The sequence below is a fragment of the Tardiphaga sp. GW821-FHT12E02 genome, assembly GCF_058807155.1.
Map to the genome: position 1 here is coordinate 16,165 of NZ_JBXAQK010000001.1, position 24,638 is coordinate 40,802.

Sequence of the window (24,638 nt, forward strand, 5' to 3'; positions counted from 1 at the left end):
GATGGGCTCCAGGTTAGGCAGCCGTATCGGCGCGGGCGACGATCTCGAAGTCAATCACGAGATCAATGTCACGCCATTCATCGACGTGATGCTGGTGCTGCTGATCATCTTCATGGTCGCAGCGCCGCTGGCCACCGTTGACATGGGTGTCGATCTGCCCGCATCGACCGCCGAACCGCAGCCGCGGCCGGACAAGCCGGTCTTCGTCACCGTGAAGCCGGACATGACGCTGGGTATCGGCGAGGACGTGGTGCCGCGCGAGGGACTGGGCGAGGCGCTTGGCACGGCGACCAGGAACAACAAGGACGAACGCATCTTCGTGCGCGCCGACAAGGCCGTCAGCTATGGCGACCTGATGGAAGTGATGAACATGCTGCGCAATGCCGGCTATCTGAAGATCGCTTTGGTCGGCCTCGACGGACGTGCCGCGCTGCAATGAACGCCTTCGCTCTCCATCACCCCGGCGACAAAGCCGCCTGGCGCTGGACAGGCTCGGCGCTGGCGATCATCGCCATTCACGCCGGCCTGATCGCGGCGGGCATCGCGTTCTATCAGAACCACGCACCGCCGGGCGTTGCCGAAACCACCGTGATGATCGATCTATCGCCCGTCTCGGCCGCGCCGGAAGCGCAGGTGCAGGACGTGGCACCCGGTCCGCAGATGCAGGAAGCCGAGGCGCCGTCCGCGCTGCCGGAGCCGCAGGCGCAGCAACAGGTCGAAGAACAGATTCCGCCGACACCTCTGATGGAGAAGGCCGAGGTTCAAGCCCCGCCGGAGCAGAAGGTCGAACCGACGCCGCCACCGCCGGAGCCCGCCAAGGTCGCGCCCGAACCACCGAAGCCGATCCCGGTGAAGCCGAAGCCCATCCAGGCCGAGGTGAAGAAGAAGCCGGTCGAGAGCAAACCGGCGCCGCGCACCACCGCGCCGCAGCGCGCCGAAAACACCGCGCCGACGACGTCGGCCGCCATGGCCGGCGCCTCGCGCGCCGCCATCGTGAGCTACAATCAGCTCGTTCAGTCCCATGTGCAGCGCTACAAGCAGTATCCGTCCGGCGCGCGCAACGGACAGAGCGGCAAGGTCCGCACCATGGTGGCGTTCACGCTGAGCCGTTCCGGCAGTGTTTTGTCGGTGCGTGCGATCGGCTCGTCGGGCAATCCGGCCTTCGATGCCGAGACCGTGGCAACGGTGCGCCGCGCACAGCCATTTCCGCCCTTCCCCGCCGAGATGGCGATGTCGAGCCAGTCGTTCACGCTGCCGCTGTCGTATGATTTGCGGTGAAGCTGTAGGGCGGATGAGCGCAGCGTCATCCGCCGTTCTTCGCCACACATACTCGGCCGGCGGATGACGCCTTCGGCTCATCCGCTCTACGATTACTGCGCCGGGTTGGCCCGCTCGAACTGCCGCAGCAATTTATTCCCGCGCTCCACCGCTGCATCGAGCGCCTGCTGTGCCGGCTTCCTGCCCGCGAACGCCGCTTCCAGCTCATCCTCGATGGCATCGCGGATCAGCGTGAAAGAGCCGAGTCGCAAGCCCGTCGAATTCTCCGTCGGCGATTTGAGCGTAATCTGCTCGATGGATTTTTCCGTGCCGGGATTGCGCTGATAGAAGCCCTGCGACTTTGTCAGCTCATAGGCCGCACGCGTGCTTGGCAGATAGCCCGTGTTCTGATGCCATGCCGCCTGAATGTCCGGTTGCGACAGGAAGGCGAAGAACTTTGCGACGCCCTTGTATTCGTCACGCGGGCGATCACGCAGCACCCACAACGTGGCGCCGCCGATCATCGAATTCTGCGGCGCACCGGCCACATCCGACCAGTAAGGCAGCATGCCATAGCCGACGTCGAACTTTGCATTCTTGAGAATGTCAGCGCGTGTGCCGGACGAGCCCAGAAATATTCCGCATTCACTCTTCTGGAAGCGTGGCTCCGCGGCCGTCGCGCGGCCGCCATAGTCGAACAGCTTTGTCTTCTGCCATTCCGCCAGCTGCGCGATATGGCGCACCATGGTCGGATTGTTGATGGTCAGCACCGCATCGAGGCCGCCGAGACCGTTGGACTTGGTCGCCATCGGAATATTGTGAAACGCCAAAAAATTCTCGACATTGATCCAGGACGGCCATGACGTGGTGAAGCCGCAAGGGGTGCCCGCCGAGCGCAGCCGCTTGGCCATGCTGGCCAGCTCCGGCCATGTCTTCGGCGGCTGCTCGGGATCAAGGCCGGCCGCGCGGAACAGATCCTTGTTGTAGTACAGGATCGGCGTCGAGGCATTGAACGGAAACGACAGCATGTTGCCCGCCGTATCCGTGTAATAGCCTGTGATCGCCGGCAGATAAGCCGATGGTGTGAAGTTCTCCGCCTGGTCGCGCATCAGCTCATAGACCGGATAGGTCGCGCCCTTGGCCGCCATCATGGTCGCCGTCGCGATCTCGTTGACCTGCACGATGGCCGGCTGACTTCGCGAGCGGAAGGCGAAGATCGCCGACGTCACCGTCTCCGTATAGTTGCCCTTGTAGACAGGAACGATGCGGAAACCGGTCTGGGTGGCGTTGAAGTCGGCCGCCAGCTTCTCGACCTGCCGGCCCAGCTCGCCGGACATGGCATGCCACCACTGCACCTCGATGGCCGCCCGCGCCGGCGCGATCGCCGGCAGCATGGCCGCGAGCAGCGCAAAACATCCCAGCGCGAGTTTTCGCATCATGAAAATGACATGTCCGACAAGGTTTTAACGGGCCGCTGCGTACGGCCAAGGGCGAATTAAGCATGAACCCGCCACCCTGTGTTAAATTCCGATGCCTTTCGGTTCAATCGCAAGTATAGCTGCAAGAGCTTAGACTTAGTTTGTCCGCCAGATGAACCTTTCCCGAAGCCAGATGACACACTCGTGGTGACAAGCCAAAGTGAAGTATCCGAAGGTCAGGAAGGGCTGGCGGCTCAGGGCCGGACCGGCATCGTCGGGCTTGTGCGCGCGATTCCGATCCGCTGGCGCATTCTCTCCATTGCAGCACTGAATTCGGCCGTTGTCCTCGTCCTGGCCGGCCTGATCTGGAGTGGCTCCCGCGTTCTGTCCTCAGCCTGGGAAGATGTGCGCCAGGTGCGCCAGTCCGACCAGGTGCTGGCGCTCTTGGAAAGCGAGACCGGCCGGCTGCAGAACCTGATCCATCGCTATATCAACCAGCCGAGCCCCGAACTCTTCGCCGAGATCCTGCTGCTGCGCGAAGCCGTGCTGGGCACGCTGAACACCCGCGCCTCCACCGACCCGATGATTTCGGGATCGGTCGAGGAACTGGAGCGCGTGACGGAACGCTTCCTCTCGGGCTTCGGCGAGCTGCGCGCGCTGCAGACCACCATCGCCAAGACTTATGAGGACCAGGTGCTCGGCCCGGCCAAGGACATGGCGGGTCTCTATTCCATCATCGAAGGGGCCACCGGGCAGCGCGATGCCCTGATCTGGCCGGCGCTCGGGAAGTCACGCGAAGCCTTTACGGCCATGCTGGTGGCGGCGAATTCCTACTATCTCTCGCTGGCCTCGGCCGCCGCCGAAGAGGCCCGCCGCAATGCCGAGACGATCGAACGCACCATTCCGGTGATGACCGATCTCTCCGACAATGACCTGCAGCGCATCGCCCTGCAGCGGCTACGGGGCCGCGCCATCGCCTTGCGCGAAGGCCTCGCCAAATTGTCGGAGCAATTGTCCAGCCGCACCGATCTGCTGCGCAACTCCATCGATGCCAGCCAGGCCGAAACCATCGCCGCCATCGATGGCCTGTCGGTGAAGATGCGCCAACGCGAACAGGCTGCGCAAACGACCTTCGCCCGTACGCTGGCCGCGATCTCCCGCAATGTGATGGTGATTGCAGGCGCTTTCCTCGGCATCATCCTCACTGCCGGCATCATTATTACGCTCAGCATCCGCCTGCCGCTACGCCAGATCATGACCTCGATGCGAGCCATCACCTCCGGTGATCTCGATCGCAAGGTGCAGGGCACGACCGCTACCGACGAAATCGCCGCAATGGCGCGCGCCGTCGAGGTGTTCCGCCAGAATGCCATCGCCAAGCGCGACGCCGAACTCGAACTGCGCGCCGCCAAGGAAAGGGCCGAGAGCGCGCTGGTCGAACTCAACACCGCCCAGCAGAACCTGATCGATGCCGAACGCCTCGCCGCCCTTGGCGGCCTCGTCGCCGGCGTCGCCCATGAGGTCAACAATCCGATCGGCATCAGCCTCACGGTGGCATCGAGCTTCGCCCGTCGCGCCGAGATGTTCGATGCCGAACTGCGCTCGAAGTCCCCGCTCAAGCGCTCGCAGCTGGAGGATTTCGTCAGGACATCGCAGGATGCTGCGCAGCAACTCGTCGCCAACCTGCATCGCGCGGGCGACCTCATCCAGTCGTTCAAGCAGGTCGCCGTGGACCGTTCCCATGCCGAGCGCCGTCAGTTCAACCTCTCCGAGGCCACCGACCAGATCATCGCCAGCCTGCGGCCGGTATTGAAGAAGGCGCCGATCAGTATCACGGTGGATGTACCGGACGGCCTGCTGGTGGACGGCTATCCCGGCTCCTATGGCCAGATCCTGACCAATCTGTTCCTCAACGCCGCCAATCACGCTTTCCCGGAAGGGCATCCCGGCGCGATTTCGATCACCGCCAAGGCGCGCGGCAGCGATGACATCGAGATCAGTTTCTCGGACAATGGCGTCGGCATGAGCCCTGACGTACAACGGCAGGCATTCGATCCATTTTTTACGACGCGCCGCAACGACGGCGGCACAGGCCTCGGTCTGCATATCGTTTACAATCTGGTCACCCAGCAACTGGGCGGCCGCATGATGCTGGAATCCCGTTTGGGGCAAGGCACGACATTTCGAATTATCATGCCGCGTAGCGCCACCGGTGCCGCCGGCTCATTTGACGGGACGACGCAGCAATGGCCGACCAGGACGATGTCCTCTACCTGATCGAAGACGACGGCGAGGTACTCGAAGAGTCCCATGCCCGCAAATGGAAGATCGCCGTCATCGACGACGATCAGGCGGTGCATGAAGGCACGCGCTTCGCGCTCAGCGACTATGCGCTGAACGGCCAGTCGCTGGAAATTCTTTCGGCTTACTCCGCGGCCGAGGGCCGCGAGCTGATGCGCCAGCATCCCGACATCGCCGCGGTGCTGCTCGATGTCATCATGGAAACCGACGATGCCGGTCTCGCCCTCGTCGAATTCATCCGCAACGAGCTGCATAACGAAACCGTCCGCATCATCCTGCGCACCGGCCAGCCCGGCCAGGCACCCGAGCGCCGCGTGATCGTCGATTACGACATCAATGACTACAAGGCGAAGACCGAACTCACCGCCGACAAGCTGTTCACCTCGCTGACCGCGGCGCTCCGTTCCTATCAGCAGCTCGAACGCATGGTGCAGACCCGGCGTGGCCTCGAAATCATCCTCGACGCCGCATCCACGCTGTACGATTTCCGCTCCATGCAGCGGCTGGCTGAAGGCGTGCTGACCCAGATCGCCTCGCTGCTCAATGTGGACTGTGCGGGCATCCTGGTGCTGCGCGATGGCGGCAGCGGCCAGGAAGACTTTGCCGTGCTCGCGGGCTCCGGCTGCTACAGCCGTTTCACCGGCTGCCCGAAACCGGATCTGCTCGACAAGGATCTGCGGCAGATGGTGGAAGACGCCTTCCGCCGCCGCAAACATGACTTCGACGATCACCGTACCGTACTTTACATCCGCACCGGTTCTGGCCGCGAAGTGGTGGTGCTTCTGCAGGCCGAGCGCGAACTTTCCGAGACCGACCGCTCGCTGGTGGAGCTGTTCGGCAGCCGCCTGTCCATCGCCTTCGACAATGTGATCCTGTATCAGCAGCTCCAGGTCGCCAATACGCAGCTCGAGGATCGCGTCACCCAGCGCACCCGCGCGCTGATGCAGGCCAATCGCCGGCTCTCAGCACAGTGGCTGCGGCTGCAGCGCGCCAATGGCTTCAAGAACGAAATTCTCGGCACCGTCGCCCATGACCTGAAGAACCCGCTCGGCGTCATTCTCGGCCGCACCGAGATGCTGACCGAGCTGATCGCTGCAGGCTCGGCGAAGGAAGGCGTCGTCGCCCAGATCGATCACATTCGCGATGCCACCAAGCGCCTGACTTCGATGGTCGATCACCTGATCTCCGACGCCATGGCCGATGCCTTCGATATCACCATCCGCCGCGAGCCCGTCGATCTCTCGGCATTGGTCACCGAAGTGACCGAGGCCAATCGTCCCTCGGCCGTCAACAAGCAGCAGCAGCTCACGGTGTCATCGCCCGGCCATTCCGATCTCACAATGTGCGATGCCGATCGCATGCGCGAGGCAATCGATAATCTCGTCAGCAACGCGATCAAATATTCGCCCATCGGCGGCAAGATCGATATTCTCGTCGATGGCGATGCCGATCATGTCCGCATCAGCGTCAGCGATGAGGGCGCAGGCCTGTCGCCGGAAGATCTCGACCGCCTGTTCGGCCGCTTCCAGCGTCTGTCCGCCAAACCCACCGGCGGCGAGAGTTCGACCGGCCTCGGCCTCTCCATCGTCAAGCGCATCGTCGACATGCATGGCGGCGAGGTCACCGCCGACAGCGCCGGCCCCGGCCAGGGCGCGACATTTTCCATCCTGCTGCCGGCCACCATCGAGGCCCAGTCATGAGCACGAGCCCGCATATCATCGTCGTCGATGACGAAGCACCCGCCCGCGAGATGGTCGGCGATTATCTGAAGATGCACGGCTTCACCGTGACGCTCTGCGACGGCGGCAAAAGCCTGCGCGGCGAGATCGACACCAAGGTGCCCGATCTCGTGGTGCTCGACCTCAACATGCCCGAGGAAGACGGCCTCTCGATCATCCGTGATCTCAAGAGCCGCATCAATGTGCCGGTGATCATGCTCACCGCCACGGCGAGCCCGATCGACCGCGTGGTCGGCCTCGAACTCGGCGCCGACGACTACATCGCAAAGCCCTGCGAGTTGCGCGAGCTGATGGCACGCATCCGCTCGGTGCTGCGCCGGAGCGGGCCGGCCAAGGCTGCTGCAGAGGCCGCACCGGCAAAGAACAGCAAGGATCATCTCGTCCGCTTCGGCACCAAATGGCTTGATCTCGAAGCCCAGGCGCTGCGCGACGAGGAAGGCAACGAACATCCGCTCACGGCGTCCGAATTCGGCCTGCTGAAGGTGTTCGCCGCCAATCCGAAACGCGTGCTGTCGCGCGAGCGGCTGCTGGAGCTCGCCAATGCCCGCGATGCAGAAGCGTTCGACCGTGCCGTGGACCTCCGCATCATGCGCATCCGCCGCAAGATCGAGCCCGACCCGACAAAACCCGCCGTGATCCGTACAATCCGCGGGGGCGGCTATTTGTTCTCGCCCGCCGGCGAGAAGGCTTAATCCGCCGTCCGGAATGCTATCTCATTAGAAACATTCGATTTTCATGCCCGAATGTTTCGTCGCCCCGGCCCCGACGAAACAATTCTTCCCTACCACGAAACCATTTTCCGCTTTTCAAGCCGCCGTCCTGAAACCGGCAAACCTTAACAACTGGATCCAACGAAACGCCCATCACCGGCGTTTCACCGGGAGCCAGTCATGCAGAACGTCATCGCACTCAACGCCGCAGGCCGTCAGGGCATCATCACCGCTCGGGCCACCACGGACGAGATGCTGCTGGAACGCATCGCCGAGGGCGATCGCTCCGCGATGCACACGCTCTATGCCCGTCACAATGTCCGGGTCTATCGCTTCGTATTGCGCATGCTGCGCGACGTCACCGCGACCGAAGATCTGGTCAGCCAGGTGTTCCTCGACGTGTGGCGCACCGCCAGCCAGTTCGAGGGCCGCTCGCAGGTCTCCACCTGGCTGCTGTCGATCGCGCGCTTCAAGGCGCTTACCGCGCTACGCCAGCGCCGCTATGAGGATATCGACCAGGACGAGGTGATGGACGTCGCCGACAGCGCCGACACGCCGGAAGCCTCCCTGGACCGCAGCCGCACCAGCGAAATCCTGCGCGCCTGCGTCGCCAAGCTCTCGCCGGCGCACCGCGAGATTGTCAATCTCGTCTACTATCACGAGAAGTCGGTGGAAGAAGTCGCCGGAATCGTCGGCATCCCCGCCTCCACCGTGAAGACGCGCATGTTCTATGCCCGCAAGCAGCTCGCCGATCTCCTGCGCAATGCCGGCATCGACAGTATTGCGGCGTAATCCAGCTTTTTCCTCCCAACCTCCAAGCCTCCACCCGGACAGGATGCCTCCTGCTCCGGGTTTTTGTTTGCCCGCGCTTTTAATCAAATCGTCACTCCCGCCAACGACCATGCCGGTAATTCACGGGTTCACGTGCTTGTGCTGCGATGCTATGCACTGCCGTACCGTCAAATCGGGAGAGACCGGATGATCGACCTCCGCCGCCTGCTCGGGCTTGCTGTCATTGCAGCAGCCGGACTGACATTGTCGATCACGCATGCCAGCGCGCAGATGCAGCGCCCCGATGTCGGCGACGAGCCCGGCCTGATCGCCGACGACTCCATCGAGTTGCCGCCGGAATTCCAGAAGCAGATGGTGCTCTACCGCACCACCGAGCCACCCGGCACCATCATCATCTCCACCAACGAACGCTATCTGTATCTCGTGCAGGGCAACGGCCGCGCCATGCGCTACGGCATCGGTGTCGGCCGCGACGGTTTCCAGTGGCAGGGCCTTGTGAAAATCTCGCGCAAGGCGGAGTGGCCGGACTGGACGCCGCCCGCGGAAATGATCCAGCGCCAGCCTTATCTGCCGCGCTTCATGGCCGGCGGCCCCGGCAATCCCATGGGTGCCCGCGCGCTCTATCTCGGCGCCACCGTCTATCGCATCCACGGCACCAACCGGCCCGACACCATCGGCACCGCTGTCTCCTCCGGCTGCTTCCGTCTCGTCAATGCCGATGTCAGCGATCTCTATGAGCGCGTGCCTGTCGGCACCAAGGTCGTGATCCGGCAGAAGCCGGAAATCTGAGCGCTGCCGCTCATCCTTTGCATCACATTCTGCCAGACAATCAGGGGGCTGACCGCTCATGGCGATGAAACGCACTTTCGTGACCGGCCTTGCCATCGGCCTCGCGGTCGCCACCGCCGTGGCTGCCGCCGCGATCACCTATGAACGCTACGACACCAAGACGCTGAAACGCACCGTCAAGCGCGACGCCGTGCTGTGCGGCGTCAATCAGAGCCTGCCGGGCTTCTCGGCGCCGGACGCCCAGGGCAACTGGACCGGCTTCGATGTCGACTTCTGTCGCGCGGTGGCCGCCGCCATCTTCGATGATCCGAAGAAAGTGAAATTCGTCGGCCTCGATGCCAATGAGCGCTTCAAGGAGCTGCAGAGCCGCAAGATCGACATTCTCGCGCGCAACACCACCTGGAGCATGTCGCGCGAAAGCAATCTGGCACTCTATTTCCCCGCCGTCTCCTATTACGACGGCCAGAGCTTCATGATCCCGAAGTCGCGCAATATCGACTCGGCGCTGGAGCTCGATGGCAGCAAGGTCTGTGTCCAGGACAACACCACGACGGTGCTGAATGCGCAGGACTACTTCCGCGCCAACAACATCAAATACACCGAAGTGAAATTCCCGAAGCTGGAGGACGTGCTGAAGGCCTATAATTCCGGCCAGTGCGACACCTTCACCGCCGACGCCTCCCAGCTCTATGCCCTGCGCCTGACGCTGGCGAAGCCGGATGATCATGTGATCCTGCCCGATGTCATCTCGAAGGAGCCGCTGGCTCCCGTCGTCCGCCAGCGCGACGACGACTGGATGATGATCGTGAAATGGACGCTCTATGCGATGATCAATGCCGAGGAGCTCGGCATCACCTCAAAGAATATCGACGAAGCGCTGAAGTCGAAGAAGCCCGACGTGATGCGCCTGGTCGGCACCGATGGCGCCTATGGCGAGGATCTCGGCCTGTCGAAGGACTGGGCCGCCCGCATCATCCGCCATGTCGGCAATTACGGCGAGGTGTATGAGCGCAATGTCGGCGACGGCTCGAAGCTGAAGATCCCGCGGGGATTGAACCAGACCTGGAGCAATGGCGGCATCCAATACGCGCCGCCGATCAGGTGATTTAACTCCCCCCTCTCACTGTCATCGCCCGGCTTGACCGGGCGATCCAGTAGACACTCACATCAGCAATAGCACCGCGGCGTCGGTGTTTACTGGATCACCCGCTTTCGCGGGTGATGACAGACAAAGGATGTTGCCCCCTCAATACTTCTTCATCTTCGCCAATTGATCAGCGTGATAATTGCTGTCTCCCAGCAATTCCTGGCACACCCGCGCGCGCTTCATGAACAGGCCGACATCGAACTGGTCGGTCATGCCCATGCCGCCATGCATCTGCACGCCCTCCTGCACCGCCAGCGTCGCCGTCGTGCCGGCCTTGGCTTTCGCCACAGCAACGGCCGCCGCCGCATTCGGCGCATCGGCATCGAGCAATTGCAGCGCCTTCATCGCCGCCGCCCGCGTCACCTCGATCTCCGTATAGAGATGCGCCGCGCGATGCTGCAGCGCCTGGAATTCGCCAATCAGCTTGCCGAACTGCTTGCGCTCCTTGAGATAGGTCACCGTGCGGCCGAACACCTCGTCCGACAGACCAACCATTTCAGCTGCGACTGCACCACGACCGATATTCAGCACACGATCGAGCAGCGCACCGCCCTGATCGACCTCGCCCAGCACGCTATCCGCATCAACGGCCACATTGTCGAACACGATCCGCGCCGCATTATGCGCGTCCACCATAACCGTGCGTTCAATCGCGATACCCTTGGCCTTGGGGTCGATGGCGAACAGTGTCAGCCCCTCGCGCTCGCCGGCACTGCCGCCGCTGCGCGCCGCGACGATCAGGAGATCGGCGGTATGGCCGTCGATCACAAACGCCTTGTCGCCGTTGAGCTTGAAGCCATTGCCGGAACGCTCGGCCTTGAGCGCGATGTTCAGCGGACGATGCTTGTTGCCTTCATCCACAGCCAGCGCCGCGAGCAGCGCGCCCTCCGCGATCTTCGGCAGATACGCCGCCTGCTGCGCCTCGCTGCCGCCACGGAGCGCGGTGACCGCTAGCACCGACGTGGCGAAGAATGGCGACGGCATCAGCGTGCGCCCGATTTCTTCCATGATGACACCGGCCTCGACAGCGCCGAGCCCGCTGCCGCCATGGGCTTCCGGCACCAGCAGGCCGGCAAAGCCCATCTCGGCAAAGGTCTTCCAATGCGCGCGGGAGAAACCTGTTTCGTCCTTGCTGTCGCGCAGCTGCCGGAAATGAGCAATCGGCGCTTTATCGCCGATGAAACCGCGTGCGCTGTCGCGAAGCATGGTCTGTTCGTCGTTGAGGAGGAGAGGCATGGGATGATCCGACGTTGAAAGGGTTATCTCGGTCCCCTCATGGTGAGGAGGCGCACAGCGCCGTCTCGAACCATAAGGATGCGGAGCTCCGTCGCCATCCTTCGAGACGCGGCCTGCGGCCGCTCCTCAGGATGAGGGCGGAGTGGGAGGCAGCTCATGCCCCTGGCAAATCCAGAATGCGCTTGGCGACAATCCCCAGCATGACTTCACTGGTGCCGCCTTCGATGGAATTCGCCTTTGTCCGCAGCCAGGCGCGCGGCTTGGCACCCTCATGCGACCGCTCGCTCTCCCATTCCAGCGCGCCGCTGCCGCCGGCCGACATCAGGATTTCGTGGCGGCGCTTGTTGAGCTCGGTGCCGTAATATTTCATCGCCGACGAAAACGCGGGATGGCCCTGCCCCGCCTTGGCGAGATCCACCGCGCGCTCGGCCGCACAGGACAGCGCCGCTTCATCCACCTCGAATGTCGCGATCTGCCCGCGCAGCATCGCATCGTCGAGCCTGCCTTCACCATCGACACCGACCGTATCCGCGGCGACCTGGCCGAGCGGACGGCCGACGCCGCGCTCGCCCATGCCGGAGATCATCGCCCGCTCATGCTGCAGCAGATACTTTGCGACATCCCAGCCGCGATTGACGGTGCCGACCACATGCGACTTCGGCACACGCACATTGTCGAAGAAGGTCTCGCAGAACGGCGACCTGCCGGAGATCAGCAGGATCGGCTTGGTCGAGACGCCCGTGGACGCCATGTCGAACAGGATGAAGCTGATGCCGTCATGCTTCTTGGCAGCGCCATCGGTGCGCACCAGACAGAAGATCCAGTCGGCGTAATTCGCGTAAGACGTCCAGATCTTCGAGCCGTTGATCACATAGTGATCGCCGTCGCTCTCGGCGCGCGTCTGCAGCGAGGCGAGATCGGAGCCCGCATTGGGCTCGGAATAGCCCTGGCACCAGCGGATCAGGCCCGCCGCGATCTTCGGCAGATGCTCCTGCTTCAGCGCGTCATTGCCATATTTCAACAGCGCCGGCCCGAGCATCCAGATGCCAAAACTCGACAGCGGTGGCCGCGCGCCGATCCTTGCCATCTCCTCCCGCAACACTTTCGCCTCGGCGCCATCGAGGCCGCCGCCGCCATATTGCTTCGGCCAGTCCGGCACGGTCCAGCCCTTGTCGCGCATGCGCTCGAACCAGAGGCGCTGCGGCTCCGATGCAAATTTGGTGTTGCGGCCGCCCCAGAACACATCCTCGTCGGCCGTGACGGGCTTGCGCATCTCCGGCGGGCAGTTCGCTTCCAGCCAGGCGCGGGTGTCGCTGCGGAATTGATCGAGATCCGGCATCGGGTGTTTCCTGTTGTTTGTGCGCAAGCGTGGGGCGCCCGCATTGTTGTTGGCGCGAAGCTTACCCGCCAGACCGTGGAATTCAATGGCTTGTGGTGGCTTGCGAAGAACCGTTAGTTTCGTTGCCAACAAGACCAAGACGAGGAAACGCGATGCGCCTGAAACTTCTTTCGCCTGGCGAAATGTCCGCCGACCAGAAAGCGATCTATGACGAATCTATCGCCAGCAAGCGCGGCAAGCCGCCGGAGCCGATGATGGCGTGGCTCGCCAGCCCGGAAATGGCGCGCCACGCCACGCGCCTCGGCGCGTTTCTGCGCTACGATACGTCACTGTCGGATGCCCATGCCGAGCTTGCGATCCTGGTCACCGCTCGCCACTGGACGGCGCATTTCGAATGGTATGCCCACAAGCGGTTTGCGCTCAATGCCGGCCTCGATCCGGCCATCATCGAGGACATCAAGAACCGTCGTACGCCGACATTCGGCGAGACGAGGGAGCGCGTGATCTACGATGTCGCGAAATCGCTGCACGAGGCGCAGGGACTGTCGAAGCCGCTTTACGATGAAGCCAATGAGGTACTCGGCGCCAAGGCGCTGGCGGAGATCATCGGGTTGTGCGGCTATTACACGATGGTGTCGATGACGCTGAACACGTATGAGTTCGGCTTGCCGGATGGGCAGGTATCGGAGCTTGCCTCTTCGTAGGATGGGTTGAGCGAAGCGAAACCCATCACCGCATGCGCCAAGCCCTGATGGGTATCGCTGACGCTCAACCCATCCTACGTTCGCGCTATTTCCGGAAACGATGGGTTTCGCGAGGACGCTCTACCCATCCACTGATTCGGTGCCTAGCTCTTTGCGAGCATCACATCACTCAGGAGCCTCTCATGCCCGCCACCAACCCGCCGATCCCCGCCGGCACCAGGATCGGGCATGTGCATCTCAAGGTCGCCGATCTCGACCGCGCGCTCGGCTTCTATCGCGACGTGCTCGGCTTCCAGGTCAAGCAGCGCTATGGCGACCAAGCGGTGTTCATCGCCGCCGGCGACTATCACCATCACATCGGCCTCAACACCTGGGAAAGCAAAGGCGGGCACCCACCGGCGCCCGGCACCACCGGCCTGTTCCACACCGCCATCCTGTATCCGACCCGCGCGGCGCTCGCCGATGCCCTGCACCGCGTGCTCGAAGCCGGCATCCAGCTCGACGGCGCCAGCGATCACGGTGTCAGCCAGGCGCTGTATCTGCGCGATCCCGACCAGAACGGCGTGGAGCTGTATTGGGACCGCCCGGAAAACGAATGGCCGCGCGATGCCAATGGCGAGATCGCGATGTTCACGAAGCGGCTGGATGTGGAGGATTTGTTGAAGGCAAGGGAGGCATAACAACACTCCTCCTCATCCTGAGGAGCGCGCCCTCGCGCGCGTCTCGAAGGATGGCCGCAAACTCCGGAGCGCCACAATCTCATGGTTCGAGACGGCGCTTCGCGCCTCCTCACCATGAGGATCAGAGTTTCACGGCCCGCCCCCGCACCATGATCATCACGGCCGCCATCATCTGCAGCGCCATGCAGCTAAAGAACGGCACGCTATAGCTCCCCGAAAGATCGCGCAGCCAGCCGACGATGCCCGGTCCGAAAGCGTAGGTCACCTGCGTCACCGACGTAATCAAGCTCACCAGCACACCGAATGAGCGCGGATCGAATTCGCGCTGCACGATCAGCGCCGGCAGTGTGATCAGGTTTCCCACCGAGAAGCCGAACAGCGCGCAGGCGAAGAAGATCAGCGCGTCGTTGTGGAAATTGATGACGATCACCAGCGCCACGCCCTGACTGACAAACGAGAATGCCGCTGCCATCCGCTGATTGAGCCGGTCGATCACCGTCGAGAACAGCACACGGCCGACCACCGCCATCACGGTCATCAGCGATATCGCGGCTGCTGCGCGCTCACGGCCGATCACCGGATCGAGAAACGAGATCAGGTGAACGATGAAGCCGACTTGCGCGAACAGCCCGAGCGCGAACGCGATGGTGACCGTGAGGAAGGCGACATCGCGCATCGCCTGCGCGCGAATGCGCGTCGATGACGGCGCATCCGCTGCTGCGACATTGCCGATGGTCGCGCGATGCGGTGGGTGACCGACGAACAAGATGATGACCGGCACCAGCAGCAACAGCATTGCACCAACCGCCGCCATCGTTGCGCCGGCAAAGCCGAACGCATTGCTCGCGGCCACCAGCAGCGGCACCCCGACGATGCCGCCAAAGCTCGCGCCATTGAGCGCGAGGCTGATGGCCATGCCGCGCTTCTTGTCGAACCACATGCCGAGCGTGTTGGTGATGGCGCCGAGACTGGTGCCGGCCCAGCCGAAAGCGAGCAGCACATTCACCGCGTAGAGTTGCCATGGCGCCGTGATCTGGCCCAGCAGGAGGGTCGCGACGCTGAGCATGCCGACGCCGGCAAGCAGAGTGTTGCGCGGCCCGAGCGCGCGCATCGCCTCGCTGACAAAGGCGACCAGCAACGCGCCGACGAGATAGAAAAAGGTGGTGGCCGTGGCGATGGTCGAGGCCGGCCAGCCATGAACGCGCTGGAGTTCCGCAAGATAGACGCTCTGTCCATAGAAGCCGAGCGCCCATCCGAAAGTCGCAAGAACGAAGCAGACACCGACGATCCGCCAGCCTTCGTAACGAATCGAAGCCTCGTCATTCTTCCCCTGTGAAGTCGCGTCCATTCCGGATCTGCTTTCTTGATATTTCCCCGATGCATGCTGCTCTGCGACATCACGCCGCGCAGATTTAGCATCGTTCCAGGCGTTCACCACCCGTTTTCCCGCGAAAAAGCCTGCGTTTTTTAACTTCGCTTGCAAGCTATCCAAATGTTCACGTTCTTGGCAGATGAAGTCTGCGACGCCATATGCTAGGGAAGATTGCAGATGGAGGATTTGAAACCGTGAACGCTCTTGCCGAAGTGACCGAACAGACCGACCGCTCGCTCCTGATCGTTGAGGACGACAAGCCGTTTCTGGAACGCCTGTCACGCGCGATGGAGACCCGCGGTTTTACCGTCACCTCCTGCGATACCGTCTCCGACGGACTTGCTCACATCGGCAAGTCGGCGCCGGCTTTCGCCGTGGTCGATCTTCGCCTCGGTGATGGCAACGGCCTCGATGTCGTCTCCGCATTGAAGCAGCAGCGCCCGGACGCCCGCGCCATCGTGCTCACCGGCTATGGCAACATCGCCACCGCCGTCACCGCGGTGAAGATGGGCGCCGTCGACTATCTGTCGAAGCCGGCCGATGCCGACGACGTCGTCAATGCATTGCTCGCGATCGATAGCGACAAGTCGGAATTGCCGAACAATCCGATGTCGGCGGATCGCGTGCGCTGGGAGCACATCCAGCGCATCTATGAGATGTGCAACCGCAACGTCTCGGAAACCGCGCGCCGCCTCAACATGCATCGCCGCACCCTGCAGCGCATCCTCGCGAAACGCGCGCCGAGGTAAGAGAGCTACACACTCCCCCCTCATCCTGAGGAGCCGCGCACAGCGCGGCGTCTTGAAGGATGGACCAAGCAACTCATGGTTCGAGACGACGCTGTGCGCCTCCTCACCATGAGGGATTGAGATAGCTAAAACTCATTCGGCCAGGCTGCATGACCTTGAGGGTCGTGCAGCCTGTTCAATCTGTGGGCTGCCGTCATTGCAAATCGCAGCATCATCGACTTGCGCGTGGCCGCAGGAAGCTTGTGCTCCGGCGCCTCGCATTGCACATGCGCGCCATAGGCATCCGCCACGATGAGTCCGGTGTCGCCGGGAAAAATCTCGCAGGGCAGATCCTGCGTGAAGGCGAAGAACAGCCGGTCGCAATGGGTGCGGTAGTCCGGCCATTTCTGGTCCGCGCGCAGATCTTCCACCGATGACTTGATCTCGACGATCCAGATCTCGCCCTTCTCGTTCATCGCCACCAGATCCGCCCGCCGCCCCGACGGCAGCGACAGCTCCGCCACGCATGAGAATCCGAGCGAGCGCAGCAGGCGCACGGTTCCGCGCGCGATGGCCAATGCCGTCTCGGACTGGCGGCGGTCGAAAATCAGCGTCGGGCTTTGAACGGCGGTCGATTCCATGGCGACGAACTTAGCCGATTTCAGCAGGAGCGCCCAATACGCCCCGCAGACGCCGGCCGCTGGAATGCCGCTGTGCTGCCTCTGTGTTGCCGCACCAAACCAAACCGGCGCCTGAAACCGCAAAGCACGCTCACGCGCGCGTGATCAAGCGAAAGAACCGGAGACATTCCATGAGTTTAGCCCGTATCGGCCGCGTCGCTCTGATCGCCGCTGCCGCAAGTTTGCCGCAAGTCCTGTTCGCGTCGATTTCGCACGCAAAACCCACTGTCGAAGTCGCTTTTGTGCTCGATACGACCGGCTCCATGGCCGGCCTGATCGAAGGCGCCAAGCGAAAAATCTGGTCGATCGCGACCTCAATCCTCGACCAGAATCCGGACGCTGAGATCCGCATTGGCCTCGTCGCCTATCGCGATATCGGCGATGACTATGTGACAAAGAAATTCGACCTCACCACCGACATCCAGGACCTCTACGCCAACCTGCTGCAGGTGCGTGCGCAGGGCGGCGGCGATTGGCCCGAAAGCGTCAACGAAGCGCTCGATGTCGCCGTCAACAAGCTGCAATGGACCAAAGGCAGCGATGCCCGCCGCATCGTGTTCCTGGTCGGCGACGCCCCGCCGCATATGGATTATGCGCAGGACACCAAATACGAGACCACGATGAAGGTGGCGCAGCAGAAGGACATCATCGTCAATGCGGTGCTGACCGGCGGCGCCCGTGATACCGAACGCGTCTGGCGCGATGTGGCCCAGCGCGGCGATGGCCGCTTCATGGCCATCCCGCAGGATGGCGGACAGGTGGTGATCATCGAGACGCCCTACGATGAGGAGATCATCATCCTGCAGAACGAGATCAACAAGACGGTGATCCCCTATGGCCCGCGTGCGCTGCAGAAGCGCACCGAGGAGAAGACGCGACAGCTGACGGAGGTCGCGCGCGCGGCGCCGGCATCGGCGTCTGACATGGCGAGCTACATCAACAAGAAGGCGAAGGTGTCGTCGGAGGCCGTGACCGGCGGCGGTGATCTGGTGAGCGACGTGGCCTCGGGCGGCAAGAAGCTTGATGGTATCAAGGATGAGGAATTGCCGGATTCGCTGCGAAAACTGTCAATGCAGGATCGCACGGCCGAACTCGGCAAGCAGATGGCAGTGCGTAAGGAACTGAACACCAAGCTCGCGGCACTGGTCGCCAAGCGCGATGCCTATGTGGCCGCCCAACGCGACAAGACGGCGGCCCCAAAGGCTTCGTCGTTTGACCGCGAAGTGGAGGCGACGTTGAAAGTGCAGTTGAAGAAGTAGTTCGGACGGAGCGTAGCCCCCTCACCCGGATCGCACGTGCGATCCGACCTCTCCCCGGTGGGGAAGGTGAAGCGGCTACGATGCTCGCCAAACATCTAGAAACTTCGCAACGACGCTCGGACACCTCTCCCCACCGGGGAGAGGTCGAAACCGAAGGTTTCGGGTGAGGGGCTCTTCCCTCTCGGATAAAAATCGGCATTGTGGCGCGATGACACAGAACGCACCCAAGGCCCAGGCGGGCGGCACCATCATTCCCGTCACGCTGTTTCAGCAGAACTGCATGCTCCTGTGGGATGAAGCCACCCGGCAGGCCGTCGTGATCGATCCCGGCGGCGACGTGCCGCTGATCCTCGAAGCCATCGCGAAAGCCGATGTGAAAGTCGAGCAGATCTGGATCACCCACGGCCATATCGACCATGTCGGCGGCGCTGCCGAATTACGCGATGCGCTGAAGGTCGAGATCATCGGCCCGCACCAGGCCGACGATTACCTGCTCGACAATGTCGAATCCTCTGGCGCCAATTACGGCATCACCGGTGTTCGCAACTTCAAACCGGATCGCTGGCTCAACGAAGGCGACAAAGTCAGCATCGGCGGGCTCTCCTTCGACATCCTGCATTGCCCCGGCCATTCGCCAGGCAGCGTTGTTTACTACAGCAAGGAGATGAAATTCGCCCATGTGGGCGATGTGCTGTTTGCCGGCTCGGTCGGTCGCACGGATCTGCCTGGCGGCAGCCACGAGACGCTGATCAATTCGATCACGACCAAGCTGATCCCGCTCGGTGATGATGTCGGCTTCATCTGCGGCCACGGTCCGGGATCCAGCATCGGCCAGGAGCGGATGACTAATCCGTTCCTCACCGGGATGGCCTGACCGATCATGCCTGAGGAGCACATACCGAAGGCCGAGATCGCGAGGGACAAGGCGCTCTCAAAACATATCCTGCCGAGCTCCGGCACGATGATTGGTGTCTGCGCCACCGTGATCGGCCTGGTGAAAGTGATGGAGCCCGATATCGGCCCCAGCCGGGTCGATGAATATGCGGCGCTGGCATCGATATTCTTTCTCGCCGGCGCCGTGGCGTCCTATGCATCGATGCGCAATGCGGGCCGACCGCATACAGCGGCGCGCTATGAGGCAGTGGCCGACCAGTGCTTTCTCGGCGGCCTGGTCGCCGTGACGTTGATCATCCTGCTGTTTGCTTACGAAGTGATCTGAGGGCCGGCTAGCCGACGCGATCAAGATTGATCCAGTCGTCAATCTGCGAAGCGGCAATGGTCCGCTTGGGCTGAACGGGATTCAGCGTGCCGGCCGTGGCGGTCCAGCCCTTTGCCATGATCTCGCGCGCAAAGACCTTGGCATCGATTTCGGATTTGAATGTTTTGGTGGTGCGGGCCGGCCCCGTCGCGCGGGTATCGGACTTGATCGTCCGGTCCGGTCCAAATGCAACATACCAAGTATCTGGCTTCGTCATCATGGTTTTAGTAACGCCAAATGTGACGAAAAGTTGCACGAGCTGTGGCGCCCCGCAGATTTGTCGCAGTGATTAGTTGGCCTACAAAACAAGGCAGGCCGCCCGACCGGGACGACCTGCAGTTTGGGAGATGCGTTGCTCTCAATGAGTCAGGTGGACGACTCTTAGTCGATCACTTCGACGATACGGTGCGAGCGCGGCTCGACCAGCACCGTACGGCCATTCACCACCGTGTAGCGATATTCGCGGGCGGCCGAATATTCAGCCGGCACCTCGTAATAGGTCACACCGCTGGCGGGCAGCACCGCGCCGACGCGGACATCACTATCATAGGTGTAGGACGGGCGACGCTGATCGACCACATAGCTACGGAAACGCGGGCGGTCATCGACACCAAGGATGCCGGCAACGCCGCCGACAACACCGCCGACGGTGCCACCGACAATGGCGCCGATCGGGCCGGCCGCACGCTCACCATCGCGTGCGCCACGCTCGATGCCACCGGGAACGCCCTGGGCCTGAGCGACGGCAGGAAGTGCCATCGTGGCAACGATGGCGGCAGTTCCAAGAAGACGGCGGATCATGATGATCTCCATTTTGCGATTGCATATATTGCGGCACGACAAGCGCGTCGCCGGGCAATGGTTCCGGAGATAGAAACGCGGAAACACGCGCGTCGAACGGGAATTTTTCGCGTGCGCGGGGGAACCGATTGCCGATGCGGGGATCGGCTAAGTCACCATGGCGCGGATGCGCCGCGACAGCACATCCAGATCGAATGGCTTGGTGATCATTTCCATGCCAGGCAGTAGAAAGCCTTCCGCCATGGCGACGCTTTCGGCGTAGCCGGTGATGAACAGGATCTTGAGATCCGGCCTGGTCTCGCGGGCCTGATCGGCGAGCTGGCGGCCGTTCATGCCGGGCAGGCCGACATCGGTGACAAGCAGATCGATGGTCGGCTCGCGGCGCAATGCTGCCAGGCCCGATGGGCCATCTACCGCTTCCAGCACACGGTAGCCCTCGTCCTGCAGCATCTCGACCACGACCGAGCGCACAACCGGCTCGTCTTCGACCACCAGCACGGTCTCGCCGGCCGATTGATGCTCGTCGCGCTGGCTGCCGGTGATCGCTTCCGACGCAGCGCCTTCATAGCGCGGAAGATAGACATTGACCGTGGTGCCGAAGCCGACGCGGCTGTCGATACTGACATGCCCGTTCGACTGCCGCGCAAAACCATAGATCATGGACAGGCCAAGGCCGGTGCCCTGCCCGATCGGCTTGGTTGTGAAGAACGGGTCGAAGGCGCGTGCCAGCACGTCGGACGTCATGCCGGTGCCGGTATCGGTCACGGCGATGCAGATGTAGTCGCCGGGCGTCAGCGCCGGCGTGTCGGCAGTGATGGTGCCGACGTGAATATTGCGCGTGGCGATGACCAGCTTGCCGCCATCGGGCATCGCGTCGCGCGCATTGATGGCGAGATTCAGCAGCGCGCTTTCCAGCTGGTTGGGATCGCACAGCGTGAACCAGAGATCCGAGGCAGTGGCGATATCGAGATCGAGCTTTTCGCCGATGGTCCGGCGCAGCAGATCCTCCAGCGACACCACCAGCGCATTGGCGTCGACCGATTTCGGCACCAGCGGCTGCCGGCGCGCAAAAGCCAGCAGGCGATGCGTCAGTGCCGCCGCGCGATTGGCCGAGGTCATCGCGGCATCGATATAGCGCGGCAGGCTCTCAAGGCGGTTCTGCCCCAACCGCGTCTGCATCAGATCGAGCGAGCCGACGATGCCGGTGAGCAGATTGTTGAAGTCATGCGCAATGCCGCCGGTGAGCTGGCCGACGGCCTCCATCTTCTGCGACTGGCGCAGGGCCTCCTCGGTCGCCTTCAGCCGCTCTGCTGCGGCTTTCTCCTCGGTGATGTCGCGGGCCACGCAATAAATGAGATCGTCGTCGGGCACGGCGGTCCAGGACAGCCAGCGATAGGAACCATCCTTATGGCGCAGGCGGTTCTCGAAGCGCACCGTTTGCTGGCCGGAAGCGAGCCTCTCGACCTCAGCCATGGTCTTGGCCTGATCGTCGGGATGTTCGAGCCAGCGCGAGGTGCGATCGAGCAGATCGGCTTCGCTCCAGCCGAGTACCTGGGTCCAGGCCGGATTCACGGTGCGCCAGGCGCCGCCGTAATCGGCGACCATCAGGAGATCGCGCGACACGCTCCAGATGCGGTCGCGCTCGCGCGTCTTCTCGCGCACGCGCTCGGCCAGCGTGGCATTGAGCTCGGCGAGCTTGAGCGCAAGTTGCCGCGCCTCCTCTTCACTGCGCAGCAAGGCTTCACGGGCCTGAACTTCCTCGGTGACATCGGTATGCGCGCCCACAAGACGGATCGGCTTGCCATCCTCGTCGCGCTCGATGATTGCCTTGACGGAGATCCAGCGCAGCTCGCCGTCGCTCGGACGATGGATGCGATATTCCACCCCATAGTCACGGGCGCCGCTTTTCACGGCCTCGATGAATTTGCGCTCGGTCGCTTCGCGATCGTCGGGATGAACACGGGCCACCCATTCTTCATGGGTCTCATTGGTGGCGTCCGGCGGCAGGCCGTGGATGCGCAGATATTCCGGCGAGCGGCGGTTACGAAAACCGGTGCGCAGATCGACTTCGAGGCCGCCGATCTTGCCGATTTCCTGCACGCGCGCCAATTCGGCCTCGCGTTCGCGCAAAGCGAGATTGGCGTAATGATCAGCGGTGACGTCGCGGCAGATCACCATCACGCCACTGATACCGTCATCACCATCCAGCGGGCTGTAGCCATATGTCCAGTAGCCGTGGGTCAGCTTACCATTGCGCGTGACGGGGATCTGCTGATTTTCGTTCCAGGTGGGGCCACCGCCCGACATCACCTGATCCACCTGCGGGCCAACCATGGCCCAGACTTCGTGCCAGAATTCACGGCCATACGCGCCCAGGGCGCGCGGGTGCTGCGCATCATCGAGCGTTTGACGATAGGCATCGTTGTAGAACTGGATGAGATTGTCGCCCCACCAGATGAACATCGGATGATAGGTGTTGAGCAGGATACGGATCGCGGTGCGCAGCCCTTGCGGCCATGTGGATGGCACGCCGATCGACGTGGAACCCCAATCATAGGCCCGCATCAATGCGCCCATTTCGCCGCCGTCGGCGAGGAAATCGACCTGGTTCTCTTTGAGCTCTGCCGCCATATGCGGGAACAATCGATCCGTATGAATTGACGCGCGACGTTAGCCGCGGCGCATCACGCACGCAAATCGCAACGTCCGCGCGCGATCCGGCCAGCGACTATTTGATGAGGCCTGTCGCCTTCAGCGCGCGGGTGATGGTGCCGGAGACGTCGAGTGCCCGCCGGCCTGGGGGATCACGCCGCGCATTGCGGCGATCTTGGTCCGCGCGCGGCTGCTGCGGGCGCGACGGTCGGGTGCCCGACTCTTCCAGGGCCGCTGTGTAGATCGGCGCTTGCTTGGTCAGACCAAAAAACTTCGCAATGTGCCAGGAGGATGCGATACCGGCATCGAGCATGAATTTGGTGGCCGCGCCGTACGCGTCCTCCTGGCCCTCGATGGCGAGCGGCGTGCCATGGGCCATTCCAGTGATGGTGTAGGACTCCACCATCGTCTCGCCATCGCCATTCCACCACACGTCGCGCGGATAGCCATCGACATCGCCAGCCGACATCGGCGCATCCGGCAGGCCGTGCAGATCGAGCCACTGCTTGACGATCTCGCCGGCATTGGCAGGATTGACGGTACGATCGGCGGCACCATGCCAGACCGACACACGCGGCCATGGCCCTTGATGCGGCGACGCCTTGCGGACGAGATCGCCGAGTTCCTGCGCGCTGCGGGTGGGCGCACGATACATCCCGGCCAGCGCTTCCTGCATGGATTGTGCGACGCCATAAGGCAGGCCGGCAATAATGGCGCCGGCGGCAAAGACCTCCGGATAGGTGGCGAGCATCACCGAGGTCATGGCGCCGCCGGCCGACAGGCCGGTGATATAGATGCGGGCGGGATCGACGCCATGGGCGATGGCGGCATGTTCGACCATCTGGCGGATCGACAGCGCTTCGCCGCTACCGCGCGCGATATCTTCGGGCGTGAACCAGTTGAAACAGGTGTTGCTGTTATTGGCGCGCTTCTGCTCCGGCATCAGCAGCACGAAGCCATAGCGCTGCGCCAGCTTCGACCAGCCGCTGCCGATGTCATAGCCAGCGGCCGTTTGCGTGCAACCATGCAGCACCACAACGAGGGCCGGCTTTGGCGCCAGCCGCTCCGGTGCGTAAACGAACATCTTCAGATCGCCGGGATTGCTGCCGAACTCGGTGACTTCATCGAGCGGGCTATCACCGGCGGGAAGCTGCGTACGCCCCAGGCCGTTCATCGCACCCGGTATTTTCGGCAGGTTGCGGAAGAATTCGATGTTATCGGCGAGGGACACGGCAGCTCCTAGGGTCGGCGTGCTTATACAACAGCACCGACGACATATGGTTGCTGCACTGCAAAATAATAGCGATTCGCCCTCAAAAACCCATCAACCAAACGCGATCTGCAGAAATACTTTGCAAGAAAGGTATTATGAGAAGCCCTGCATGACAGGTCATGCAGGGCAGAGGCACCGACGAGGCCTAATTCTTCTTCATCATCATGTTGTTGTCCTTCTTCATGCCGTCCTTGTGCATGGAGTCTTTCTTCATGCCGTCTTTCTTCATGCTGTCCTTGGCCATGCCCTGCGACGCGCCGTCGCTCTTCTGCATGCCTCCGCCCATCTTGGAGTCCTGCGCCATGGCAGCGAACGGGGTTACTCCAATGGCAACGGCGCAGACGGCGGCGAGAACGGTTTTCTTCATGGTCGTTTCTCCCAGGTGAGCAACGTCGCTCGACGTCATGTCGAACGTCACGTTCCTCCCCTCTCCCTACGCGCAGACGCGGCGAACGTTACATCCCAGGCCAAAGGACTGTCGCAAATCCGTTGTAGAGATGTCG

At 62.6% G+C, this 24,638-nt stretch carries 24 protein-coding genes; 14 read left to right on the top strand and 10 right to left on the bottom strand.

From position 1 onward, the window contains the following. The first annotated feature begins 1 nt into the window (after window position 1). Window positions 2-439 carry a TonB system transport protein ExbD gene (gene exbD, locus AC1RQ5_RS00085; RefSeq protein WP_398478056.1) on the top strand — a complete coding sequence of 146 codons (438 nt, stop codon included), beginning with the start codon at window positions 2-4 and terminating at the stop codon, window positions 437-439. Then, on the top strand, window positions 436-1,278 hold the full coding sequence (locus tag AC1RQ5_RS00090) for an energy transducer TonB family protein (protein WP_398478058.1): 843 nt from the start codon (window positions 436-438) through the stop codon (window positions 1,276-1,278). The genes exbD and AC1RQ5_RS00090 overlap by 4 nt, the downstream gene beginning before the upstream one ends. 92 nt (window positions 1,279-1,370) lie before the next feature. On the opposite strand, the gene ugpB is transcribed toward AC1RQ5_RS00090, so the two are convergent. After that, window positions 1,371-2,696: a sn-glycerol-3-phosphate ABC transporter substrate-binding protein UgpB gene (gene ugpB, locus AC1RQ5_RS00095; RefSeq protein ID WP_493196624.1), complete on the bottom strand. Its 1,326-nt coding sequence runs from the start codon at window positions 2,694-2,696 to the stop codon at window positions 1,371-1,373. 270 nt (window positions 2,697-2,966) lie between these two features. Between ugpB and AC1RQ5_RS00100 the strand changes: the two genes are divergently transcribed. From AC1RQ5_RS00100 to AC1RQ5_RS00125, 6 genes are all read left to right on the top strand, one after another. Then, window positions 2,967-4,952 carry a sensor histidine kinase gene (locus tag AC1RQ5_RS00100; protein ID WP_493203238.1) on the top strand — a complete coding sequence of 662 codons (1,986 nt, stop codon included), beginning with the start codon at window positions 2,967-2,969 and terminating at the stop codon, window positions 4,950-4,952. After that, entirely contained in the window at window positions 4,922-6,676 is a 1,755-nt protein-coding gene (locus AC1RQ5_RS00105) for an ATP-binding response regulator (RefSeq protein WP_493196625.1), read from the top strand. The genes AC1RQ5_RS00100 and AC1RQ5_RS00105 overlap by 31 nt, the downstream gene beginning before the upstream one ends. Continuing rightward, a complete protein-coding gene (locus AC1RQ5_RS00110; protein WP_493196627.1) occupies window positions 6,673-7,407 on the top strand; it encodes a response regulator in 735 nt (244 codons plus the stop codon). The genes AC1RQ5_RS00105 and AC1RQ5_RS00110 overlap by 4 nt, the downstream gene beginning before the upstream one ends. 198 nt (window positions 7,408-7,605) lie before the next feature. Continuing rightward, window positions 7,606-8,217 carry a sigma-70 family RNA polymerase sigma factor gene (locus AC1RQ5_RS00115; protein ID WP_398478066.1) on the top strand — a complete coding sequence of 204 codons (612 nt, stop codon included), beginning with the start codon at window positions 7,606-7,608 and terminating at the stop codon, window positions 8,215-8,217. Window positions 8,218-8,403: 186 nt separating this feature from the next. Then, window positions 8,404-9,006, top strand: coding sequence for a L,D-transpeptidase (locus AC1RQ5_RS00120; protein WP_493196628.1), 603 nt, complete (start codon window positions 8,404-8,406; stop codon window positions 9,004-9,006). Window positions 9,007-9,070: 64 nt separating this feature from the next. Beyond that, window positions 9,071-10,111 carry an amino acid ABC transporter substrate-binding protein gene (locus AC1RQ5_RS00125; RefSeq protein WP_493203240.1) on the top strand — a complete coding sequence of 347 codons (1,041 nt, stop codon included), beginning with the start codon at window positions 9,071-9,073 and terminating at the stop codon, window positions 10,109-10,111. Between the two features lie 141 nt (window positions 10,112-10,252). On the opposite strand, the gene AC1RQ5_RS00130 is transcribed toward AC1RQ5_RS00125, so the two are convergent. After that, window positions 10,253-11,389 carry an acyl-CoA dehydrogenase family protein gene (locus tag AC1RQ5_RS00130; RefSeq protein ID WP_493196629.1) on the bottom strand — a complete coding sequence of 379 codons (1,137 nt, stop codon included), beginning with the start codon at window positions 11,387-11,389 and terminating at the stop codon, window positions 10,253-10,255. A 154-nt stretch (window positions 11,390-11,543) separates the two neighbouring features. Further along, entirely contained in the window at window positions 11,544-12,728 is a 1,185-nt protein-coding gene (locus AC1RQ5_RS00135; protein WP_493196630.1) for an acyl-CoA dehydrogenase family protein, read from the bottom strand. A gap of 152 nt (window positions 12,729-12,880) precedes the next feature. On the opposite strand from AC1RQ5_RS00135, the gene AC1RQ5_RS00140 reads away from it, so the two are divergent. Continuing rightward, complete coding sequence (locus AC1RQ5_RS00140; RefSeq protein WP_493196631.1) at window positions 12,881-13,432, top strand: carboxymuconolactone decarboxylase family protein; 552 nt, start codon at window positions 12,881-12,883, stop codon at window positions 13,430-13,432. 182 nt (window positions 13,433-13,614) lie between these two features. Continuing rightward, entirely contained in the window at window positions 13,615-14,112 is a 498-nt protein-coding gene (locus AC1RQ5_RS00145; protein WP_493196632.1) for a VOC family protein, read from the top strand. Between the two features lie 121 nt (window positions 14,113-14,233). Here AC1RQ5_RS00145 and AC1RQ5_RS00150 read toward each other — a convergent pair whose 3' ends face one another. Then, the gene (locus tag AC1RQ5_RS00150) at window positions 14,234-15,460 is read right to left on the bottom strand and encodes an MFS transporter (protein WP_493196633.1); all 1,227 of its coding nucleotides are present in this window, start codon (window positions 15,458-15,460) and stop codon (window positions 14,234-14,236) included. A gap of 218 nt (window positions 15,461-15,678) precedes the next feature. On the opposite strand from AC1RQ5_RS00150, the gene AC1RQ5_RS00155 reads away from it, so the two are divergent. Then, window positions 15,679-16,233: an ActR/PrrA/RegA family redox response regulator transcription factor gene (locus AC1RQ5_RS00155; RefSeq protein ID WP_398478080.1), complete on the top strand. Its 555-nt coding sequence runs from the start codon at window positions 15,679-15,681 to the stop codon at window positions 16,231-16,233. A 125-nt stretch (window positions 16,234-16,358) separates the two neighbouring features. On the opposite strand, the gene AC1RQ5_RS00160 is transcribed toward AC1RQ5_RS00155, so the two are convergent. Then, on the bottom strand, window positions 16,359-16,853 hold the full coding sequence (locus AC1RQ5_RS00160) for an MmcB family DNA repair protein (protein WP_493196634.1): 495 nt from the start codon (window positions 16,851-16,853) through the stop codon (window positions 16,359-16,361). A 170-nt stretch (window positions 16,854-17,023) separates the two neighbouring features. Between AC1RQ5_RS00160 and AC1RQ5_RS00165 the strand changes: the two genes are divergently transcribed. The 3 genes from AC1RQ5_RS00165 (at window position 17,024) to AC1RQ5_RS00175 (ending at window position 19,370) form a co-directional block, all read left to right on the top strand. Then, on the top strand, window positions 17,024-18,151 hold the full coding sequence (locus AC1RQ5_RS00165) for a vWA domain-containing protein (RefSeq protein WP_493196635.1): 1,128 nt from the start codon (window positions 17,024-17,026) through the stop codon (window positions 18,149-18,151). Window positions 18,152-18,359: 208 nt separating this feature from the next. Continuing rightward, window positions 18,360-19,025, top strand: coding sequence for an MBL fold metallo-hydrolase (locus AC1RQ5_RS00170; protein WP_493196636.1), 666 nt, complete (start codon window positions 18,360-18,362; stop codon window positions 19,023-19,025). A gap of 6 nt (window positions 19,026-19,031) precedes the next feature. Further along, window positions 19,032-19,370 carry a hypothetical protein gene (locus AC1RQ5_RS00175; RefSeq protein WP_493196637.1) on the top strand — a complete coding sequence of 113 codons (339 nt, stop codon included), beginning with the start codon at window positions 19,032-19,034 and terminating at the stop codon, window positions 19,368-19,370. A 7-nt stretch (window positions 19,371-19,377) separates the two neighbouring features. Here the strand turns inward: AC1RQ5_RS00175 and AC1RQ5_RS00180 are convergent, their stop codons facing one another. The 5 genes from AC1RQ5_RS00180 to AC1RQ5_RS00200 form a co-directional block, all read right to left on the bottom strand. Further along, window positions 19,378-19,626: a hypothetical protein gene (locus tag AC1RQ5_RS00180; RefSeq protein ID WP_493196638.1), complete on the bottom strand. Its 249-nt coding sequence runs from the start codon at window positions 19,624-19,626 to the stop codon at window positions 19,378-19,380. Between the two features lie 164 nt (window positions 19,627-19,790). Further along, entirely contained in the window at window positions 19,791-20,210 is a 420-nt protein-coding gene (locus AC1RQ5_RS00185) for a DUF1236 domain-containing protein (RefSeq protein WP_493196639.1), read from the bottom strand. A gap of 147 nt (window positions 20,211-20,357) precedes the next feature. Continuing rightward, the gene (locus AC1RQ5_RS00190; RefSeq protein WP_493196640.1) at window positions 20,358-22,841 is read right to left on the bottom strand and encodes a hybrid sensor histidine kinase/response regulator; all 2,484 of its coding nucleotides are present in this window, start codon (window positions 22,839-22,841) and stop codon (window positions 20,358-20,360) included. 97 nt (window positions 22,842-22,938) lie between these two features. Continuing rightward, a complete protein-coding gene (locus AC1RQ5_RS00195; RefSeq protein WP_493196641.1) occupies window positions 22,939-24,093 on the bottom strand; it encodes an extracellular catalytic domain type 1 short-chain-length polyhydroxyalkanoate depolymerase in 1,155 nt (384 codons plus the stop codon). A 187-nt stretch (window positions 24,094-24,280) separates the two neighbouring features. Beyond that, a complete protein-coding gene (locus AC1RQ5_RS00200; RefSeq protein ID WP_398478099.1) occupies window positions 24,281-24,502 on the bottom strand; it encodes a pentapeptide MXKDX repeat protein in 222 nt (73 codons plus the stop codon). Window positions 24,503-24,638 lie beyond the last annotated feature (136 nt).

Excerpts from the sequence above, each read along its gene's own strand:
- AC1RQ5_RS00200 (WP_398478099.1), bottom strand. The coding sequence starts at position 24,502 with ATGAAGAAAACCGTTCTCGCCGCCGTCTGCGCCGTTGCCATTGGAGTA.
- AC1RQ5_RS00090 (WP_398478058.1), top strand. The coding sequence starts at position 436 with ATGAACGCCTTCGCTCTCCATCACCCCGGCGACAAAGCCGCCTGGCGC.
- AC1RQ5_RS00160 (WP_493196634.1), bottom strand. The coding sequence starts at position 16,853 with ATGGAATCGACCGCCGTTCAAAGCCCGACGCTGATTTTCGACCGCCGC.
- AC1RQ5_RS00180 (WP_493196638.1), bottom strand. The coding sequence starts at position 19,626 with ATGACGAAGCCAGATACTTGGTATGTTGCATTTGGACCGGACCGGACG.
- AC1RQ5_RS00130 (WP_493196629.1), bottom strand. The coding sequence starts at position 11,389 with ATGCCTCTCCTCCTCAACGACGAACAGACCATGCTTCGCGACAGCGCA.
- AC1RQ5_RS00115 (WP_398478066.1), top strand. The coding sequence starts at position 7,606 with ATGCAGAACGTCATCGCACTCAACGCCGCAGGCCGTCAGGGCATCATC.
- AC1RQ5_RS00165 (WP_493196635.1), top strand. The coding sequence starts at position 17,024 with ATGAGTTTAGCCCGTATCGGCCGCGTCGCTCTGATCGCCGCTGCCGCA.
- AC1RQ5_RS00120 (WP_493196628.1), top strand. The coding sequence starts at position 8,404 with ATGATCGACCTCCGCCGCCTGCTCGGGCTTGCTGTCATTGCAGCAGCC.
- AC1RQ5_RS00105 (WP_493196625.1), top strand. The coding sequence starts at position 4,922 with ATGGCCGACCAGGACGATGTCCTCTACCTGATCGAAGACGACGGCGAG.
- AC1RQ5_RS00135 (WP_493196630.1), bottom strand. The coding sequence starts at position 12,728 with ATGCCGGATCTCGATCAATTCCGCAGCGACACCCGCGCCTGGCTGGAA.
- AC1RQ5_RS00170 (WP_493196636.1), top strand. The coding sequence starts at position 18,360 with ATGACACAGAACGCACCCAAGGCCCAGGCGGGCGGCACCATCATTCCC.
- AC1RQ5_RS00110 (WP_493196627.1), top strand. The coding sequence starts at position 6,673 with ATGAGCACGAGCCCGCATATCATCGTCGTCGATGACGAAGCACCCGCC.
- AC1RQ5_RS00140 (WP_493196631.1), top strand. The coding sequence starts at position 12,881 with ATGCGCCTGAAACTTCTTTCGCCTGGCGAAATGTCCGCCGACCAGAAA.
- AC1RQ5_RS00145 (WP_493196632.1), top strand. The coding sequence starts at position 13,615 with ATGCCCGCCACCAACCCGCCGATCCCCGCCGGCACCAGGATCGGGCAT.
- AC1RQ5_RS00175 (WP_493196637.1), top strand. The coding sequence starts at position 19,032 with ATGCCTGAGGAGCACATACCGAAGGCCGAGATCGCGAGGGACAAGGCG.
- AC1RQ5_RS00150 (WP_493196633.1), bottom strand. The coding sequence starts at position 15,460 with ATGGACGCGACTTCACAGGGGAAGAATGACGAGGCTTCGATTCGTTAC.
- AC1RQ5_RS00125 (WP_493203240.1), top strand. The coding sequence starts at position 9,071 with ATGAAACGCACTTTCGTGACCGGCCTTGCCATCGGCCTCGCGGTCGCC.
- AC1RQ5_RS00190 (WP_493196640.1), bottom strand. The coding sequence starts at position 22,841 with ATGGCGGCAGAGCTCAAAGAGAACCAGGTCGATTTCCTCGCCGACGGC.
- ugpB (WP_493196624.1), bottom strand. The coding sequence starts at position 2,696 with ATGATGCGAAAACTCGCGCTGGGATGTTTTGCGCTGCTCGCGGCCATG.
- AC1RQ5_RS00185 (WP_493196639.1), bottom strand. The coding sequence starts at position 20,210 with ATGATCCGCCGTCTTCTTGGAACTGCCGCCATCGTTGCCACGATGGCA.
- exbD (WP_398478056.1), top strand. The coding sequence starts at position 2 with ATGGGCTCCAGGTTAGGCAGCCGTATCGGCGCGGGCGACGATCTCGAA.